Origin of the sequence: Pseudoalteromonas haloplanktis ATCC 14393 (assembly GCF_000238355.1) — a bacterium.
In the GTDB taxonomy this organism is placed as follows: Bacteria; Pseudomonadota; Gammaproteobacteria; order Enterobacterales; family Alteromonadaceae; genus Pseudoalteromonas; species Pseudoalteromonas haloplanktis.
On sequence record NZ_AHCA01000006.1, the window covers coordinates 167,177 to 186,996 of the forward strand.

Annotated in this window: 16 protein-coding genes; 7 read left to right on the forward strand and 9 right to left on the reverse strand. The window is 41.1% G+C overall.

Annotated elements, in window-relative coordinates:
* Positions 1-106: 106 nt before the first annotated feature.
* From PHAL_RS0112980 to yegD, 6 genes are all read left to right on the forward strand, one after another.
* Complete coding sequence (locus tag PHAL_RS0112980; RefSeq protein ID WP_016708849.1) at positions 107-1,807, forward strand: mechanosensitive ion channel family protein; 1,701 nt, start codon at positions 107-109, stop codon at positions 1,805-1,807.
* A gap of 379 nt (positions 1,808-2,186) precedes the next feature.
* Complete coding sequence (locus PHAL_RS0112985) at positions 2,187-4,463, forward strand: TonB-dependent receptor (protein ID WP_016708850.1); 2,277 nt, start codon at positions 2,187-2,189, stop codon at positions 4,461-4,463.
* Between the two features lie 106 nt (positions 4,464-4,569).
* The gene (locus tag PHAL_RS0112990; protein WP_016708851.1) at positions 4,570-4,869 is read left to right on the forward strand and encodes a hypothetical protein; all 300 of its coding nucleotides are present in this window, start codon (positions 4,570-4,572) and stop codon (positions 4,867-4,869) included.
* 55 nt (positions 4,870-4,924) lie between these two features.
* Positions 4,925-5,581: an HAD family hydrolase gene (locus PHAL_RS0112995; protein WP_016708852.1), complete on the forward strand. Its 657-nt coding sequence runs from the start codon at positions 4,925-4,927 to the stop codon at positions 5,579-5,581.
* Positions 5,582-5,614: 33 nt separating this feature from the next.
* A complete protein-coding gene (locus PHAL_RS0113000) occupies positions 5,615-6,463 on the forward strand; it encodes a DNA ligase (RefSeq protein WP_016708853.1) in 849 nt (282 codons plus the stop codon).
* Positions 6,464-6,525: 62 nt separating this feature from the next.
* A complete protein-coding gene (gene yegD / locus PHAL_RS0113005) occupies positions 6,526-7,893 on the forward strand; it encodes a molecular chaperone (RefSeq protein ID WP_016708854.1) in 1,368 nt (455 codons plus the stop codon).
* A 13-nt stretch (positions 7,894-7,906) separates the two neighbouring features.
* Here yegD and PHAL_RS0113010 read toward each other — a convergent pair whose 3' ends face one another.
* Genes PHAL_RS0113010 through PHAL_RS0113020 form a run of 3 tightly spaced genes read right to left on the reverse strand, consistent with a single transcriptional unit; the run spans position 7,907 to position 10,223 of the window.
* Positions 7,907-8,371 carry a methylglyoxal synthase gene (locus tag PHAL_RS0113010; protein ID WP_016708855.1) on the reverse strand — a complete coding sequence of 155 codons (465 nt, stop codon included), beginning with the start codon at positions 8,369-8,371 and terminating at the stop codon, positions 7,907-7,909.
* An 18-nt stretch (positions 8,372-8,389) separates the two neighbouring features.
* The gene (locus tag PHAL_RS0113015; RefSeq protein ID WP_016708856.1) at positions 8,390-9,025 is read right to left on the reverse strand and encodes a LysE family translocator; all 636 of its coding nucleotides are present in this window, start codon (positions 9,023-9,025) and stop codon (positions 8,390-8,392) included.
* A gap of 4 nt (positions 9,026-9,029) precedes the next feature.
* Positions 9,030-10,223, reverse strand: a complete 1,194-nt coding sequence (locus PHAL_RS0113020; RefSeq protein ID WP_016708857.1) for a multidrug effflux MFS transporter — start codon at positions 10,221-10,223, stop codon at positions 9,030-9,032.
* 159 nt (positions 10,224-10,382) lie between these two features.
* Between PHAL_RS0113020 and PHAL_RS0113025 the strand changes: the two genes are divergently transcribed.
* Positions 10,383-10,868: a hotdog fold domain-containing protein gene (locus PHAL_RS0113025; RefSeq protein WP_029216143.1), complete on the forward strand. Its 486-nt coding sequence runs from the start codon at positions 10,383-10,385 to the stop codon at positions 10,866-10,868.
* A gap of 5 nt (positions 10,869-10,873) precedes the next feature.
* Here the strand turns inward: PHAL_RS0113025 and PHAL_RS0113030 are convergent, their stop codons facing one another.
* From PHAL_RS0113030 to PHAL_RS0113055, 6 genes are all read right to left on the reverse strand, one after another.
* Positions 10,874-11,365, reverse strand: a complete 492-nt coding sequence (locus PHAL_RS0113030) for a bactofilin family protein (protein WP_016708859.1) — start codon at positions 11,363-11,365, stop codon at positions 10,874-10,876.
* The gene (locus tag PHAL_RS0113035) at positions 11,355-12,506 is read right to left on the reverse strand and encodes a M23 family metallopeptidase (RefSeq protein WP_016708860.1); all 1,152 of its coding nucleotides are present in this window, start codon (positions 12,504-12,506) and stop codon (positions 11,355-11,357) included. The genes PHAL_RS0113030 and PHAL_RS0113035 overlap by 11 nt, the downstream gene beginning before the upstream one ends.
* 141 nt (positions 12,507-12,647) lie before the next feature.
* Positions 12,648-13,961 carry a fumarylacetoacetase gene (gene fahA, locus PHAL_RS0113040; RefSeq protein WP_016708861.1) on the reverse strand — a complete coding sequence of 438 codons (1,314 nt, stop codon included), beginning with the start codon at positions 13,959-13,961 and terminating at the stop codon, positions 12,648-12,650.
* A 153-nt stretch (positions 13,962-14,114) separates the two neighbouring features.
* A complete protein-coding gene (gene hppD / locus PHAL_RS0113045) occupies positions 14,115-15,161 on the reverse strand; it encodes a 4-hydroxyphenylpyruvate dioxygenase (RefSeq protein ID WP_016708862.1) in 1,047 nt (348 codons plus the stop codon).
* 307 nt (positions 15,162-15,468) lie between these two features.
* Positions 15,469-18,204, reverse strand: coding sequence for a metallophosphoesterase (locus PHAL_RS0113050; protein ID WP_016708863.1), 2,736 nt, complete (start codon positions 18,202-18,204; stop codon positions 15,469-15,471).
* A gap of 126 nt (positions 18,205-18,330) precedes the next feature.
* On the reverse strand, positions 18,331-19,761 hold the full coding sequence (locus PHAL_RS0113055; protein WP_016708864.1) for a peptide MFS transporter: 1,431 nt from the start codon (positions 19,759-19,761) through the stop codon (positions 18,331-18,333).
* Positions 19,762-19,820: the final 59 nt, after the last annotated feature.

Consider the following 19,820-nt stretch of genomic DNA (forward strand, 5'->3'; position numbering starts at 1 on the left):
GAAATTTTTGGTTAAAAATTGTGTTATTCACTTTTAAATACGCGTTATCGCTTTTATAGTTAATAATAGATAGGCACTCAAAGCAAAATATACCAAGGAATTAATAATGGGTAAGCACTTTATTGCAATTTTAAAACTAATTGGCTTGTCCATTTTATTTAGTTTTAGCCTCAGTTCATTCGCCGAGCCTGAGGTAACCGTAAAATCTCTGATTGATAAAGAAAGCAAAGAAGCTGAAAGTAAAACCCCTGCAGAGCAAGGGGCTGAGGTGAAACAGGCACTAAAAGCGACAGCGGTAACATCTGCAGTGAAAGAAAAAGGAGAGGAGTTAAATATTGATTCCTTACCTTATGATGAATTTCATCGCATTACACCAAGCTCTGCTATGCAAGCTTATTTACGAGCCGCACGACAACGGGATTATGCGCTTGCCACAAACTACCTAGACTATCGAAACTTACCACCTGAAGTAAAGGCAATCGCACCTGAACTACTTGCTGAGCAACTGTCACTGGTATTTGACCGTACATTATGGATTGATATTGATACATTGAGTAAAAAGCCTGAGGGTAAAAAGAATGAAGCGGTACCAAGTTATCGAGACTTAGTGGCAGAAATCACCACATCACGGGGCCCGGTACAAGTTTTATTACAGCGTGTTCCTGATGAGAAAGGCGAAAACCGAGTTTGGAAAATTTCTAATGCAACAGTCAGTAAAATTCCATTTTTAGTTGAGGAGTTTGGTTATAACGCGGTGGGAGAGTGGTTATATAACCACCTGCCTAAAACGGAGTTACTTGGGGTGATGCTCTGGCAATGGGTTTACTTTGCTGGCTCATTTACCGCCTTCTTTTTGATATCGGTACTGATAACGCGTATTTTTGCGGCCACTTTACATCGCTTTAGATCGAAAACCCCTAATGATGTTCTAGCCTTTATAAAAGGACCGATCTGTTTATTGTTAGCTGTATTGTTAGCGCGTTCGCTGCATGACGTTTCGAATGTGACGATTGCCGTTGTAGCACTGGCCCAGGGGAGCACCGTATTGCTGATTGCCTGGACTTGGGTATTTTTACGTAGTGTTGATATTGCTAAACATCGCTTATCAGAGCGCTTTATTGCACAAGATAAGCCACAAGCGGTATTTTTATTACGTCCAGCGAGTAATGTAATTAAAATGCTTATTGTGATCATTGCCATATTATTGTGGTTTGAAAACCTAGGTTTTAGTGCCACGACTTTACTCGCTGGTTTAGGGATCGGTGGCTTAGCGATTGCATTGGCTGCGCAAAAAACTGTAGAGAATATTATTGGTGCAATTACCTTATATGTTTCTGCGCCAGTGCGAATAGGCAGTTTATGTAAGTTTGGTGCAAACGTGGGGACTATAGAGGAAATCGGTTTGCGTGCAACGCGAATTCGCACGTTAGATCGTTCCGTTATCTATGTTGCTAATGCCAAATTTGTGGATATGCATTTAGAAAATATTTCTGAACGAGAGCGCATTGCTTTTCGACCCAATTTAATGCTCAGTGCCCAAACTAAACAAGTCGATTTACAGTCATTTATCAATGCGTGTAAACAGTTATTAGATGAGCATGAACACATTTGTGCCGATCCTTGTCGCGTGAAGTTTAAAGGGTTTACGCCATGGGCATTACAGATAGATGTATTAAGTTATGTAAATACCACCGATTTTGCATTGTATATGGAGGTCGTCGAGGAATTAAATATGGCAATTCTTGGATTACTTAATGAGCATAACTGTGAATTGGCAAAACCTGATCTAGCTCAGTTAAGTAATTAAGCTACAGATAAAGTGGAGGTTGATATGCAAATACGTATCAACCTCACTTATGTTGATCGGCTACATTTACACCCAACAAATTAACAGGACAAATGTCCGCATAAAGTAAATAAAACTGCATAAAATCTCCAAACTTCGCTTATCATGGCGTTATTTGTTGTAAAAATCTTGTATTATTGTACATATTTATGCAGCAAAACTGTCATGAAGTGTTATAATCTTCATTGTTCGTTCAGCCTCACTATTTCGTTTTGCACTCTCGACAGTGAGGTCCGCGCAGCTTATTACAAGGCGCGAAAAATTGGCCGAGCCCGCTAAGTGAACTAGCGCAACACATCAACCGTTGAATAAGAGTGCACACAAAAGGCTAAACCCCAACATGAAAGCAATGAAAAGATCTACGTTAGCAACCCTAATTAATGCAACGTTGTTCTCTGCTGTAGCAGGTACTTCATTTTCTACTCTAGCAGCTGATGAGCAAGCTCCAGGTGCAAAAAGCAACCAATTAGAAGTTATCCAAGTTACCGCGCGTAAGCGTGTAGAAAACGCACAGGAAGTACCTGTTGCTGTTTCTGCGTTACAAGGCGATAAATTGGATGCATACAGCTCTGCTGGTATGGATGTTCGTTTTATGAATGCGAAAATTCCAAGCTTATCAATTGAATCTTCATATGGACGTACTTTCCCACGTTTTTATGTTCGTGGCTTAGGTAATACTGATTTTGATTTAAACGCTTCGCAGCCCGTGTCACTTGTTGTTGATGATGTGGTACAAGAAAATGCAATCCTAAAAGGCTTTCCTGTATTTGACGTAGAGCGTGTTGAAGTACTACGCGGCCCACAAGGCACATTATTTGGCCGTAACACACCTGCAGGTCTTGTTAAATTCGATTCTGTAAAACCTAGCCAAGAATTTGATGGGTTTAGCTCAGTATCATACGGTACAAATAACTCAATTGATTTTAGAGGTGCTGTTGGCGGCGGGTTAACAGAAAACCTATCGGCACGTGTATCGGTATTGTGGCAAGGTAAAGATGATTACATTGATAATCGCGCACCAGGCTTTGAACAAGACGACATTTTAGGTGGTTACACCGATCGCGCTGCACGTATCCAGTTCTTATATGAAAAAGATGATTTTTCAGCTTTATTAAACTACCACGTTCGTAATATGGAAGGTACACCAATCCCATTTTACGCGAACGCAATCAAAGCAGGTTCAAATGAGTTAGTTGATGGTTTTGATGCTGATGTGGTTTATCATAATGCTGCTGCACGTGAATTTCAGGTTGTTGACTCGCAAGGGGCAAGCTTAAAACTTGAGTATGATTTCGCAAACCATACTTTAACTTCAATCACTGGTTGGGAAAGTGCTGAAGTAAACTCACGTGGCGATATTGATGGTGGTTATGTTGGCGGTCCTGGCGTTATTCCTTATCAATCTGAAAGTGAAAGTGGTTTACCAGATCACAACCAATATACACAAGAATTACGCTTAGCAAGTAACTTTGTTGGTGATTTTAATTACCAAGCTGGTCTATTTTACTTCGATGAGTCAGTGACTATCGAAAACTTTGGTTATGATACCTTAGCTGGTGGAACATTGAATGGTTATGTAAATCAGCAACAAGATACCAAAGCATGGGCTGTATTTGGCTCTGTTGATTACACCTTTAGTGATGATTTAAAAGTAACCGCTGGTCTTCGTTATTCAGACGATGATAAAGATTTCGTTGCTGTGCGTAAATTCGTTCCAGCTGATTTAAGTGAATGTAACTTTGACTTAATGCAATGCGAAACTGATATTATCCGCACTGAAGATGCCAGTGATGATCATATCAGCTGGGATTTATCAGCGACGTATAAATTAACCGATGATATGAATTTATACGGCCGTATTGCAAATACATTCCGCGCACCAAGTATCCAAGGCCGTATTACTTTCTCTGATGAGCTGACTAAAGCTGATTCAGAAACGGTAACCTCATACGAGACTGGGATTAAGTCAGACGTATTAGATGGTCGTGGTCGTGTAAATGCGACAATTTTTTATTACACAATGAATGATCAGCAATTAACTGCGGTTGGCGGTACCACTAATACAACCAGTCTATTAAATGCTGATAAAACGACAGGCTATGGTTTTGAGTTAGATACTGAGTGGGTGTTAACAGATGAGTTAAATGCGACATTTAACTTAAGCTATAACAATACTGAGCTTAAAGATGACAGCATCGCGATTGCGGTGCCAGACCGTCCTACTTTAACAATCACAGATCCTATGGTTGATGGTAATGCTATCATCGATGGTAATAGTTTGCCGCACGCACCTGAGTGGATCTCTAACTTAACCCTACGCTATAGCAAGGAATTAGGTGATGGTGAGTTCTTTACTTACGCAGATGTTTCATACCGCAGTGAGATTAACTATTTCTTGTACGAGTCTGTAGAGTTTGAAGGTAAAGCACTTACTGAAGTAGGTCTTCGCAGTGGTTATGCATGGTCTGAAGGTGACTATGAGTATCAAGTAGCCGTTTTTGCACGTAACTTATTTGATAAGCAACAATCAATTGGTGCAATCGACTTTAATAACAATACTGCAATGGTTAACGAAGGGCGTTTTGTTGGCGCTGAATTTAAAGTTAACTTTTTCTAAGCAGATTGTTTAGTTATTTAAACCCGCTTTTTAAGCGGGTTTTTTCGTTTATATTACTAGTCGATACTGCTAAAGTAGCGCTAATTACATTTTAAAGAGAATTGTCATGGCTGGATTTTGGAATTACCGTGTAATCTTTTGTGAAGCAACTAAAGATGAAGCAGCACAATATCAAATTCATGAGGTTGAATATAACCTAAATGGTAAAGTAACAAATTGGTCAGAAACGGGTGCAGCGCCATTTGGTAACACCGTTGAAGAATTACAGGCCGACGCAGATCGTTTAAAAACCGCGTTTGAAAAGCCAGTTTTAAAAGTGGTTAGAAAAGAGCGTGGTTACGAGTTAGTCGATGTGCAAACCGGTGAAGAGGCATTTGCTGAGCCGCCAGCAGGCTTAACAGAATAACGATTAACTAAGGTGCCGAGTGCACCTTTTTTATTTTTTAATTAAAGGAATGAGGATGACTTTAAAAGCAGTATTATTCGATATGGATGGCACCTTAGTTGACTCTGAAAGTGTGCATTTTAATTGTTGGAATGATATTTTAGCGCCGTTTGGTGTGCGCTATGACGAAGATGATTTTTGTCAGCGATTTTCAGGTAGGCCAACCTTAGAAGCGGCGATTGAAGTCGTTAAACAGTATAACTTATCGGTATCACCACAGTGGCTTGCGCAAGCTAAATATGATGCATTTGAGAAGTTCGTAGCAACAGATTTGCCATCATTAATGCCTTTTGCACAAGACGTATTACAAGCGGTCAAAGACAGCGGACTTAAAATGGCACTGGTGACAGGCAGTGCGCGCCATGAAGCGATACCCATTTTAAAGGGCTATGGCTTTTATGAATGGTTTGACTGTGTTGTCACCAAAGATGATGTACGCAATCCCAAGCCTGCCGGCGACCCATATTTATTGGCACTTTCAACCTTAGGTATTTCAGCCGAGCAAGCCATTGCGGTGGAAGATACACATACCGGCGTCACCGCTGCTACGAATGCAAAAGTAGCTGTGGTAGCCATACCCAATAAACACACTTTAGAGCATGACTTAAGTTTGGCATTTGCGCGGATGGATAATTTACAGCAACTATGGCAATGGGTACAAACTAAGCTATAGTTTAGTCTACTTGGCAATAAACAAGGGACTAACATGCTAAAGGGATTAATCATAGTGTGGCTGTTGCTCATCAGCTTTAACTGCTTCGCAACAAAGCCACCCATAATAGCAAATGCACAACTAGCCAAGGTGTATCAACAAGACAACGCCCCCGCCATTGAAAACTACTTAGTGAGTGAAAAATTTGATGGGGTGCGGGCTATTTGGACTGGCACTGAACTGATCACTCGTAACGATAACCTCATACATGCTCCTGCTTGGTTTGTAGCCGATTTACCGAATGTACGATTAGATGGCGAACTGTGGACCAAACACGGTGATTTTTCTGCACTCAGTGGTATTGTTCGTACTCAAAAACCACGAGATAGTGATTGGCAGAAGGTGACTTATCAAATTTTTGATATGCCAGATCAAACAAGCCCTTTTCAAACACGCTATGAAAATTACCTTAACTTAGTTAATCGTATAAACCGTCCACATATTCAGGCTGTGCAGCAGCACCACTTCAAAACAGAGCAAGCGCTATCGACCTTTTTTGAGCAGATAGTCCAACTAGGTGGTGAAGGGGTGATGCTGCACTTAGCGTCAGCTACACATAAAAGTGGTCGCAGTGATGCACTTTTAAAGTTAAAGCCTTATTTAGATAATGAAGCCGTGGTGATTGACTATTTGCCCGGTAAGGGTAAGTACCAAGGCATGTTAGGAGCACTACGGGTAGAGACCGCTGAAGGCTTACAATTTAATATTGGCACAGGATTTACCGACCAACAACGGCAAGAACCGCCAAAAATTGGAGCAACAATCACCTATCGTTATCATGGTTTTACCAAAAATGGTGTGCCGCGCTTTGCCAGTTTTGTGCGCGAGCGTAAAGCTGAATAACGTTTAAAAAAATCGATAAGTATGCTAAATTGCGCGGCCTTTTGATAAGTAGTGGTGGCGAAATGTTTGTTGGTTTTGATTATGGTAGTTCAAATTGTGCAATGGGTGTAATGAATGCACAAAATGCTGTCGAGTTAGTACCGCTAGAACAAGGCAAGCATTATTTACCTTCTACTTTATACACTCATCATAGTGCCTTAGTGGTTGATTTTGTTGCTCAGCATTTAATGGGTACTGCATTTGAGCAAGACTTTAAAAGTCAGCGTCAGGCATTGTTAAATTCAATGGTGCGGATCAAGTCGGATTTAGATCTCGCAGCGGGTGAAGAAAGCCTTTTTATTGGTCGCGAAGCCATTAGCGAGTATGTGCAGTTTCCTGAAGAAGGCTATTTTGTTAAATCCCCTAAATCATTCTTTGGTGCCACAGGTTTAAAGCAAGGGCAAATCAACTTTTTTGAAGATATTGCCACCGCGATGATTTTAAAAATTAAACAACGTGCAGAGGCATCTTTACAATACGCATTAACGCAGACCGTAATTGGCCGTCCTGTTAATTTTCAGGCAGTGGGTGGCGAAGAATCAAATCAACAAGCACTTGGCATTTTAGAGCGTGCTGCTAAACGCGCAGGCTTTAAAGACGTGGCGTTTTTGTATGAGCCGCTCGCAGCGGGCATTGATTATGAAAGCGACTTACAGCAGGATCAGAAAGTCTTAGTTATCGATATCGGCGGTGGTACCAGTGACTGCTCGTTTGTACAAATGGGCCCTAGTTTTCGTAACAGTAATGAACGTGACCAAGACTTTTTAGCCCACACTGGTAAACGTATTGGCGGTAATGATCTTGATATTGCGTTGAGCTATCATGCGTTGATGCCACTACTCGGGCTAGGCAGTAAGTTTAAATCGGGTTTACCCTTGCCTAATCAGCCATTTTGGCAAGCATGCAAAATCAATGATGTAAATCTACAAAGTCAGTTTTATAGCCAGCAACACGCTCGCGAGTTACTCACTCAGCTGCGTGAAGTAGAAGCACCAGAGTTATTTCAACGATTGCTCGATTTACAGCAAAATAAGCAAGGTCATCAGTTAGTTCAACAAGGGGAAGCGGCAAAAATTGCCTTGTCATCAGCCACTGAGTTTAACTGTGAGCTTGGCTTTTTAGCACCGCAATTAAATAAAGTGTTATCCCGTGATGATTTAGCATTGGCGGTTGATGATGCAATCATGCAAATTGTTAGCTTAGCAAAGCAAGCAATTAAAGAGGCGGGCGCCGTGCCTGATGTTATTTACCTTACCGGTGGTAGCGCCCAATCACCGCTGATCAAAGCGGCGCTAGTTGAGCATTTAGGGAATATAAAAATGGTTAACGGTGATCACTTTGGCAGTGTCACCGCTGGACTCACTAAATGGGCAAGTATGCTTTATTGCTAAAATAGAGGCACTTTTATAGTGTCACTTGCCGGGTTGCCAGGTACTTTTCGTAATCTGGCAAGCTACGTTCAAGCTCTACATGCATTAATGATGAGCTTAATAACATATCAGCACTGACTTCATTACAGGCCACTGGAATATTCCATACCGCTGCTAGTCTCAATAATGCTTTAACATCAGGGTCATGAGGCTGAGAGGCGAGGGGATCCCAAAAGAAAATCAACATATGGATTTCGTGTTCGGCTATTTTTGCGCCTAATTGTTGATCGCCCCCCATAGGACCACTGAGTAATTTGATTACGTCAAGCCCGGTATTTTTCTCGATTAAGTGACCCGTAGTACCTGTGCCATATAATGTATGCTGACTCAAGTTGTCACGATGTTTATTACACCACGCTTGCAATGCGGTTTTCTTTCCATCATGAGCGACTAGGGCAATATTTTTTTTTGCGGGTAATATTTGTTGTTTTTGTTCCATGCTGACTCTTATTATTTTTTACACTAAAAGGTTAATAGCAAGTGCTATAAACACAATACCTGTAATTCGGTCTATCCACAATTGAGTATTTGGGTTGTTCCTGAAGTAACCGGCTATTTTATCGCCAAAGTAAATATAAGTGCAATCAATTGGGAACGCAAAAATAGGGTAAAGCAAGCCAAAAAAAGCGAGTTGGAATGTGGTTGAGCTGGATAAGCTTGGATCAACAAATTGGGGTATAAAAGCAATAAAAAACAGCGCGACTTTAGGGTTAAGCACTTCTGTCATCATTGCTTGGAACATGACATTTTTCTTTTTACTGGTGCTTATATGGGGTTTATCCCCGCAGTCGTCAGCTATAGTGATAAAGGTGCTTTTTAGCATCATTACGCCTAAGTAACATAAATAGCCGGCACCCGCATATTGCACTGTAGTGTAAGCAAGCTCTGATGCTTTTAAAATTGCAGTTAAACCAACTACAGCAAACAAGGTATGTACCACCCCACCTAGTGCAAAGCCAAATGCACTTTGTAAGCCCGCAGAGCGGCCATTGGCAAAAGTTTGCGCCATTAAAAAAGCGTTTGAGGGCCCCGGCGCCACGGCAATTAAAAAGCTGGCTGTTAAAAAGGAGAGTAAAAATTCATAATTTATCATTGTGTTAAGTATTCTTTGGATGGTAGGCGTGGGCTTTATTGCTCAGCAGTATAGCCCATAGGGGGAGTAATAATAATAAGTGAAACGCAATAAATTCTGGCGCATTAAAAGGCAATACTTGGGTGAGCATGACCAGCACTCCTGCACCGCTCATTTGCATTAAGCCAATTAATGCGGATGCGGTGCCAGCCTGTTTAGCAAAGTGTGATAATGCCATACCAGCTGCCGAGCCTAAACTGAGTGAAAAACCTAAGGCAGCAATAAGCACGGGTAACATAAAGGTAAAGGCACTTTTAAATTGGCCAAGTATTAAAATTAACACACCTGAAAAAATTAATAAGCTCATACCTAAGCGTAACGCTTTTTGGCTGTGCCGCTTAATATATAATGGGGCAATAAAACTGGCGACAATACTGACAACTGCATTGAGTGTGAACCAAAATGTAAAGTCTGCCACTGAGCCGCCAAGCTCAGTCATGATCCAACCAGGAGCTAAGGTCACAAAGGCCAAGATTGCTGACATTGCCACCATACAAATTAAGCTATTAAAAAGGAAAATAGGCGTGGTGATGATGGGAATAAAACGGCGTAAATCCAAAATATGCCCTTCATAGTAACTATCAGCCGGACGTGTTTCTTTAAAGTACATTGCAGTGATTATTAATCCACAACAGGCAAACCCAGCCAAAAATAAGAAGTTCATTCGCCAGCCAAATTGGACGGTGAGCCAAGCGCCTAAAATGGGTGCCAATGCTGGAATAAAACAAACAATACCATTTAGGTAGGTGATCATTTGGCCGCTTTTCGCACTGCCATAAGTATCACGAACAATCGCAAATGCCACCACAAATGTGGCACATGCGCCAAAGCCTTGCAGAGCGCGGGCTAGCATTAAAAGAGCAAAATTTGGCGCAAAGTAGGCTAACAATGCAGAGCAGCCATAAAGTGTAATACCAAATAAGGCGATTGGACGCCGCCCAAATTTATCAGCTAAAGGGCCAGCTATAAGTTGTCCTAAGCCAACAGTAAGCATAAATATAGCAACAGTAAGTTGCACTTGCTGTTCATCAATATGTAACGCGTGAGCTATATTAGGAAAGGCTGGTAAATATATATCAATCGCTAACGGACAAAATATGACCAAAAGGGCGAGGGTGAAAATAATACTAAGCTGGTTATGGCGATTGGTTGTGGGCATGAGTACTCCTTATGCCGCGTATTTTAGGCACCCAACAGCAAAAAAGAAAGGGCATTTGACCCCTCTTGCTGAATATTGCTGACGAGCAAAGGGAAATACTCTTTTTTAAACTGGTCTGATGTGTTAATTTGCAAACAGCTATCTACAATGAGAAAAATGATGAGTAATAAATCAGCAGTTTTAACAGCATGGCGTACTTTTAAACGCTTACCGTTTGGGAATTGGCTATTTACTAAAGTAGTGTGCTTTAAAGCCCCTTACTTTGGCTCAATGAAACCTTATGTATTGGATTTACGTGATGGGCATTGCAGTGCCGTGGTAAAAAATCGTCGCTGTGTACATAATCACATTGGTACTATTCACGCTATCGCACAGTGTAATCTTGCAGAGCTATGTGCTGGGGTAATGGTTGATGCAACGGTGCCTTATAAAACGCATCGTTGGATCCCTAAGTGCATGACGGCAAATTATTTGGCCAAAGTAGACACAGATGTAACTGCGGTAGCAGAGATCCCAATGCCAAGGCAGTGGCTAGATAAAGAAGATTTAGTAGTGCCCGTTAAGCTTTATAATACCCGCAATGAACTAGTGTTCACCGCAGATATTACGATGTACATTACTAAGAAAACAGAAAAGAAAAAATAAACCGCTTACTCTTTTTCTGCGGCTTGCTTATTAAAAAATGACAGGTCGTTATCAGCAGTGCTTAGTACTGATGCGAGTTCAGGTTTTGACTCTGTACTATGGGTAACTAACTCAACGGTTTCAGCTTCGTGGCGTTGTTTTAAGTTACCTTCGATAATCGCTCCAGCATCAATACTGAGAGTATCTTGGTAAACGTCACCATGTACTTGTGCTGAGCGTTCAATGACGACTTTACTAGCATTGAGTGAGCCAATTATCTTGCCTTTGACAATTACGCTTTCAGCAATTACAGAGCCCTCTACACAGCCTGTATTACCGATCACTAAATGATTAACACGCACATCACCATCAATGCGTCCATCAAGTTGCACTTCACCTTGGCTGATCAAGCTACCCGTTAAACGAACATCTTCAGAAATGATCGATGGCGTGTGGTTGGTTCTTTTTAATTGTGAATCAGAAGAACTACTTACAGTTGATTTTTTTTTACCGAACACGAGAAAGCGCCTTTGTTATTTTTACAGGGTTGACATGTTTGTCGTTAAGTAACACTTCATAGTGTAGATGAGTACCAGTACTTCTGCCAGTGCTGCCCATTAAGCCAATAACATCATTTTTAGCAACGGTTTGGCCTTTTTTTACTTTGATTTTATTTAAGTGACCAAAGCGAGTTACAAAACCATTTTTATGTTGTAATTCAATAAAGTTTCCATAACCACCATTACGTCCTGCGCGTAGCACTGTGCCATCTGCAGGGGCAAAAATTTCGGTTTTATGCCAGCCTGCTAAATCAACACCTTTGTGAAAAGCGTGACGGTTATTAACGGGATCTTTACGCAGCCCAAAACTGCTCGAAATATAGTAGTTTGCAGCAGGCAGAGTTTGCGGTAACTCGCTGAGAAGGTTTTCGAGGTTGTTTAAGGCAAGTAATTTATCGGCAATGGCTAAAAATTCAGTCGGAATTTTGGACTCATCAAATAAATCCAGCGGACCACCTTGGGCTGTTTCTGACACTTCACCACTAAGGCGACGGGATAAGGCAGTATCAAGTCCTGCACCTTTTAGCATTGTTAAAATATCGCGATGGCGCAACTCTATTTGCTGCTCGATTTGTAGAAAGCTTTGTAAGTAATGTGCCTCGAGTTGCGTAATGCGCTGTTCAACAGACTGTACACTAACTTGGGCACTGTCAGGGCTTTTTTCATCAACGAGAGGCTCATGAAAATCGCCTTGTAATTCTTTAGTGTCGATATTCTCAATTGTTGCGGCATCGTCGATTGGATTGCTCATCGACTCGGGTAGAGAATCGATCATGCTTTGTAATAAAGCTTGTTTTTGTTCTAGTACCGCAAGCTGTGCGAGTTGTTTTTCGTATTGCTGCTGTTGCTGCTCTTTTTGAAGCTGCCACTGTTGTTGCTTTGATAGTTGGCTTTGTTCAATATCGGAGATTTTGTTGGTTTGCGAATAAATTTGTAAAGTAGATATGGTCAACCAGGCTAAAGCAATTAAAACAACTACTACAGCTGAAACTTGTAACCAAGGGGCTAATATCACATGTTTAACCTCACCATTTTGGCGGATCAACAACTGTCTAGCTGGGAATAGTTTGTGATAAAAAGACTTAATAAATGCTGACATGGCTTATAAATACTGGCTATTAACCGAATTAAGATAGCAATCTGAGCTGAAAAAGCCAGTAAAAAATTGTAATTTATCTTAAAAAAGGAGGCATTGGTCGCCTCCTTCAAAAAATATATTTAATAAACGTTTACAATTTAGTTACTTAGCAGGCAGAACCGTACCTTCAACGCTACCGAAACCAATACGTGCAAAACCGTCTTTTTCACACCAACCACGCATAATTACGTTATCGCCATCTTCTAAGAAGCTACGTTGCTCACCGTTATTAAGCGTGATTTTCTCTTTGCCACCACGAGAAAGTTCAAGTAAAGAACCTGCTTCTTCATGCGTTGGCCCAGATTGTGTACCAGAGCCTAACATATCACCAGGCATAAAATTACAGCCATTTACAGTGTGGTGAGTAACCATTTGTGCCACTGTCCAGTATGAATGTTTAAAGCTTGACTTAGATACCTGTGAAGGCGCTGCACCTTGTTCACGCATTTTTGCGGTCTCAATTTGTACATCCATTTTAATATCAAAGGCACCAAGCTCACGGTTTTTGCTTGATTCTAGATAGTCTAATGGTTGCGGATCATTTTCATCCCGTGTCCATGATGTTCTAAAAGGTGCTAATGCTTCTGTTGTAACAATCCAAGGTGATACAGTTGATGCAAAGTTTTTCGCTAGGAATGGCCCAAGTGGTTGGTATTCCCATGCTTGTAAATCACGCGCTGACCAGTCATTGAACACACAAAAGCCAAATACATGGTTTTCAGCATTTTCAATTGCAATCGCATCGCCTAATTCGTTACCTTTACCTAAGTAAATGCCTAGCTCTAATTCATAATCTAAACGTTTACATGGGCCAAGTGATGGCACGTCTGCGTCTGGCGCTTTAGTTTGACCATTTGGGCGATGAAAGGTTTGTCCAGATACATCAATTGATGAAGAGCGGCCGTGATAACCAATAGGCACCCACTTATAGTTAGGAAGTAGTGGGTTATCAGGACGGAATAGACTACCGACAGCTGTTGCATGGTAAATTGATGTATAAAAGTCAGTGTAATCGCCAATACGACATGGTAATGCAAACTCAATATCAGCTTGGGCAATTAATGCCTCGCTTAACTTAGCTTGCTCTGCTGCACCTTCGCGTAGTGCTTTTGATAACGCTAAACGCAGCGCTGACCAGTATTGCTGACCAAGACCCATAAATTCATTTAACGTTGCTTGGCTGGCAGCAGCTACGGCGGTTTGTGCATCGCCTGAGAAAATAGCCAGTTCGTTTACTTTGGCAAGGTCGATCACTTGGTCGCCAATGGCAACAGCACCACGAAATGCTTCGTCAGAGTTCTTACGACGTACTTCTGCAAATGGTAAGTTTTGAATAGGGAAGTCACAGTTTGCAACATTCGCTGAGGCTACCCAGCTAGTTAAATTTATATCATGGGTTTCGTTAATTAAACTCATTACATTTCCTTTGGTTTAGTCAGTCGCGCTTTACAGTGGATATGGTGATGATTAGCGCGATTTAAACAGTGAAAATTAGATTGTCATTTATAAAATAGATTAAACGACAAAAAGCAGCGAGATACGCTGCTTTTTAAATTTATAATGCGGTGTTTATAAAACGCCGCGACGCTCTTGGTCACGTTCGATTGATTCGAACAGCGCTTGGAAGTTACCTTCACCAAAACCACCGTCATCAACACGTTGGATCATTTCAATAAAGATTGGGCCAAATAAGTTTTTAGAGAAAATTTGCAATAAGTAGCAATCTTCACTTTGGCTATCTACTAGAATTTGATGTTCACGGATTTTCTCTTTGTCTTCTTTTACCCAAGGTACGCGGTCAAAAATAGTGTCGTAGTACTCAGGGATGATATCAAGAGTCGCAATCGTTGATTTATCAAGCTTATCTAATGAGCTAACTAAGTCATCAGTTAAGAATGCTAAATGCTGAACGCCAGGACCATTGTATTCACCAAGGTATTCATCAATTTGGTTGTTATCGTTGCCTTTACCTTCATTAATTGGAATAGAGAAGGTGCCGCACGGTGATTTCAGTGCGTAAGAAAGTAACGCGGTTTTTTGACCTTTGATGTCAAAGTAACGAACTTCAGTAAAACCAAATACGTCTTTATAAAAGTTAGCCCATGTTTCCATAGTGCCTTTATAAACGTTATTAGTTAGGTGATCGATACGGATAAACCCTTTATCAGCAACGATATTTTGCTCATTTAAATCTTCAAAATCTTGCTCATAAATAGAACCTTTATCGCCAAACTGCTCGATAAAATAAATTAAGCTGTCACCAATACCGTAAATTGCTGGGTATGGTAAGTCTTTATGAGTAGACTCCGTAGCAGGTTTTGCACCTCGTGCCACAGCGGTATCGAATGCGTGTTGGGCATTCTCTACACGCCAGCCCATAGAGCAAATTGCAGGGCCATGGCTTTTCGCAAACTCTGCTGAGAAACCATCACGTTCATTATTTAGTAAAAAGTGAATATCGTTTTGGTTGTAATAAACAATGTCTTTACCTTTGAATGTTTTTAGTTTTGAAAAACCAAAATCGGTAAACACTTTATCCATATAATCTGCATCAGGTGTAGCGTATTCAGTAAACTCAATACCTACCAAACCTAAAGGGTTAGTTACTTCACTCATTATAATTCTCCCGCAATAAGCACTGCGTCTTGTTGTGTCTGATGCGCAGATAATTAACCATAACGAGTAAAAGGGGAAGAGCCCGCATCTATTTAGCTAACAGGCTATTTGTAAATTAAATGGGACGATCATTTAAAAATGTAGATGGAATAGGGGAAGCTGTAATGGTTGCTGTTTGATAGTTAAATGTTTGCGCTCTTTAGGATTGCTTAGTTGATTGATATTAATGATTAATTTGTTTTAATTGAGGATGTAAACTAAGGATGTTAAGGGAGTTTCCTCCCTTAATTTAATCGCTGGATTGTAATTAATTGTTTACGCTCGGGCCGCGTTTGTTAAAAAACTTGCTGCGCTGCTCTAGCCACAAATTAGGTTTTATAGCGGGGGCACTTTGATAATGACGCTCAACCGTCTGGTTTAATGATCGTGTACTTGGCTCAAAGCGTAAAGTTTGCTGCGCGCCAGCCATGCTTTTTATTTCATCGCGAGTCATTGCGCGACCTGCATAAAGCAAAGCGTTTAAGTAACCGGGCTCTGTTTCATAGTTATTATCAGTCAGTAGTAACACGGCTTTGTTTAATGCCCAGCGACGATTAATTTCACCCTCTCTTTTTACGCCAGCTAGCTCACCATCAACGTACACTTCAAACACGCCATTATCTGGTGCTGTGTAAAAGACAAAGGCGATGCGATGCCAGGTATCTGATTGAGTGTTGCCAAAGTAACCACTTTCGCTGGTTGATTTACCTAAGCCACCTTCAGGATTAATGTATATATCAGCATCGTCTGTTAAGTAATTTACCGTATCGGTTTGCACCAGAGCGCGGTAAATGTCTTTGACTGCCAGTGGCCAGTAAATGTCCATTACTAGCGTGTAATCTGATACGAGGCCTTCATTGATAAAGTCACCATTAGCAGCTGTATTGAGGGTGATTTGTAGCCCTTCAGTAGGAGAATGATCGGTAAAGGCCATTACGCCTGAAGCACCGTCATTTAAATCGGCAATATTTAATTCAGAAGTGGTCTTATAAACAGTGTCCTCAGGGCCCCAGCCACTTTGTTCTGGATCGAAGTAGCTAAGGGTTGATGGCCCGTAATCTGCTTTGAGTGGCTTACTGGGATCATCAAAATTCCAAATGGTAATATTTGCTTGATCTTGGCATGAGTTGAGTTGAGTGTTTGTATCTATATGCAGACACTGGCTGGTGCGGTAGCGAGCGTACTGATCAAGTAATTGCCATGTTTCAGCCAGTAATTGCGGCTCAGCAAAGGTAATACTATTGAAAAACAGCTCACCATTAAAAGCGGGGCCTTTTTGCAGTGCTAAATTATAAGTTTGACTGTCAGTAATACTATCTGGGGCTAATAATACCCAATCTGGTTGACTCGCTATCATGGTTTTTAATTCGCTACCATTTACCGTAACTTGATAAATTGCACTAAAGCCGGGTGTGTTAGAAGGTTGCCTTTCAACTTTAAAAGCATTATGAAAATCTTCTTGTGTCAGCGTACCGGGTGTCCAGCGAGTTTGCACTTGGCTAGGATCAAAAAGGGCTGCATCTATTTGATACTGCTGTTTTACAGCACGAGTCGTGATCTCCATTATTTGTAACGCGCTCGGGTAGTTTTCTGAAATAGCTATTTCAGTATTGGCATCTGGAGCGTATTTACCCATCAAAAAATCTATTTGCGTTTGCAATGCTTCATCAACAGTCCCGATGTTTGCCGTGGCTACCGTATTGTAGTTGATATCACTAACCGTTTTAGTTGCTAAATCAAAGGTTAACTCTAAGTCAGTTAAACCTTGAGCAAAAAAGTTTGGCTGGATCACTAAACTGCCATTATCGAGTTGCTGAAAGCTTTCTCCGCCATGAGTATGACCACCGAGGACTAAGTCAATGCCTGGCACGTTTTGAGCTATTTGTGTATCGCCACCTTCTCCTAAGTGACTGAGCATTACCATGTAATCCACATCTTGACGATGCTGCTGAACAATTGTTTGCGCTATCTCTTGCCACTGCCAATTCATTTTAAAATTGGCGATAAAGTCAGGAATTGGAGCGGTTTCTACCGGTCTATCTAGTTCATTCCAAGGCACAGAGGTCATGCCAAAAAAGCCCACTTTTAGACAGCCAACTTGAACAATTGAAAAATCAACTGCGTCGAAACTTTGCGTACTATCACCTGTGTATTGAGTGTTGCTGGCTAATACAATGGCGTGATCATCATTGGCGTAATCAAGTAACTGCTCAGGGCCCCATGCATAATCGTGATTACCCACTACACGGACATCAAACGCCATTGCTTTTATTGCCTCAACGGTGATTAAGCCTTTGGAAGTTTGCTCTGCCACGGTGCCTTTTTCATAGTCATCGCCACCATTGGTGAACAAGGTATAAGGCTGCTCTGCGACGGATTGTTGGTAATACCCTTTAATACGACTAAATAAACGTTCTTTAAAACCAAATCGAGCATGGAGATCTGCTACATGAATAAAGCGCATTTTTTGCGTTGTTTCGTTACTCGGGCAGTTTGGTCCAATATTTTTAGTAATTGGAACAATGGGTCGAGATTTAATAGCGAATGTACCTAATGTGGTAATTTGTGCGCTAACTCGGTTGTTTTCTGATGTGGTACTTGCGAGCGTGCGCCATTGTCCATCGATTAACTGAGCAATGGCAAATAGTTGGTTATCAGCAGCACTTTCGGTACTGATTGATAAAGTGCTTGGAGTGTTAAACGATAGATCTTTTGGACTAAAGCTATACAGTGCAGAAATGATCCCCTGTGCTTTATTGCTTTCATCAAGGGGTGTTTGACTAAATATAAAACGTGTATCGGTATTCACCGCATTTTTGGGGATGCTGATAGTGACTAAGTCATTGTCAAAACTTTGTGTTAACCCATCATTAGCAGAGATTATTAGATCCGTTTCATCTACAACAAACGCGGTATCTTTAACTGTATTGTCTCCGCCACATGCATTTAAAAGGCAGAGCAATAAGATGACTAAAAAGAGTTTTTTGTATATTGAAAAGGGCATCGTAGTCCGTACAAAGTTCAAATTGACGGTGTGTATAATAGCAGTATTTAGGGACGTGATATAGAGGGGATTGTTTAGAAAATCTCCACAAGCAGGGCTGCTTGTGGAGAAGCTTTGAACGCTTAATTACGGTTTTTCAGCAACTACTTCCAGCTCTTCAGCTAAAATGTGCTCTTGTGTGTGCGGCTCGTGTTGACCCTCAGCACCGTGCATCCATTTAACAAGTTTGTCACTTAGTAAGTACATGATCACTGCAGAAAGTACAGCTGTTGCACCTAAACCAATGAAAATGCCTAGCGCATTATCAAGGGCTTCTTCACCTTCGCCTAAGAATGAACCTACAAAACCGGCAATCTTATTCGCAACTGCTGTACATAGGAACCAAATACCCATTAACATTGAAGCTAAGCGTAGTGGGGCTAATTTACTGACCATAGATAAGCCAATAGGTGATAAGCATAACTCACCTAGTGTATGGAATAAGTAGAATAACACTAACCACATCATGCTGATTTGTAATGTATCACCTTGACCTTGAGTCATAAGTGCTAAAATCATAGTGATAAAGCCAAGTGCCAAAAAGACTAATGCAATTGCAAACTTAACTGGTGAGTTAGGCTCTCGTTTATCAAGTTTTAACCAGATAATAGCGACCAGTGGGGCAAAAACAATGATGAAAATAGAGTTTAATGATTGGAACCATGACGCTGGAATTTCAAAGTTGAATAGCATACGGTCAGTATAATCATTAGCGAATAAGTTCATTAGGCCACCGGCTTGCTCAAATCCCATCCAGAAAATGATACTAAATACACTCATAGTAAAAATAACTTTAATGCGGTCAGTTTCAACTTTTGTTAAAGGAACTTTAACGTCAGAGTTAGATTGCGATTGCGCTAGTTTGGCTGAAGGAACGACACCTATATCGCCTAAGTATTTGTTGCTTAACATAACTTGCATTGCAACAGAGATAAGCATACCAATCCCCGCAACGATGAAGCCGTATTGCCAACCCATAGCAGCCGCTGCATAACCGGCAACTAATGGACCTAATGCGCCACCTAAGTTAATGCCCATGTAGAAAATAGTGAAGGCACCATCACGACGTTGATCACCCTCTGTATATAAGTCACCAACCATGGTTGAGATATTTGGCTTAAATAAACCGTTACCCATACATAGTAATGCTAAACCAATGTAGAATACATTTTCTTCTTGGCCAGCTAGCATGCTATGCGGAATACCCATAGTGAAGTGACCAGCCGCCATTAATAGGCCACCGATGATGATTGCTTTACGTTGACCAAGTACGTTATCGGCTAACCAACCACCAAATAATGGCGTGATATAAACAGCCATAGTGAATGTACCGTACAGGCTTAGTGCGTCGGCATTACTCCAACCAAAACCACCTTCTTGAACAATCGCAACGAGATATAATACTAAAATGGCACGCATGCCGTAATAACCAAATCGTTCCCACATTTCTGTGCCGAACAACAGGAATAACCCTTTAGGATGCCCTAAAAAGTCACCTGCTTTAGGTAATGAACTCATATTTACTTCCTAACTCAACGTTAATTATTGCGGCCTTATATTTTTTGCTTTAATCGTTC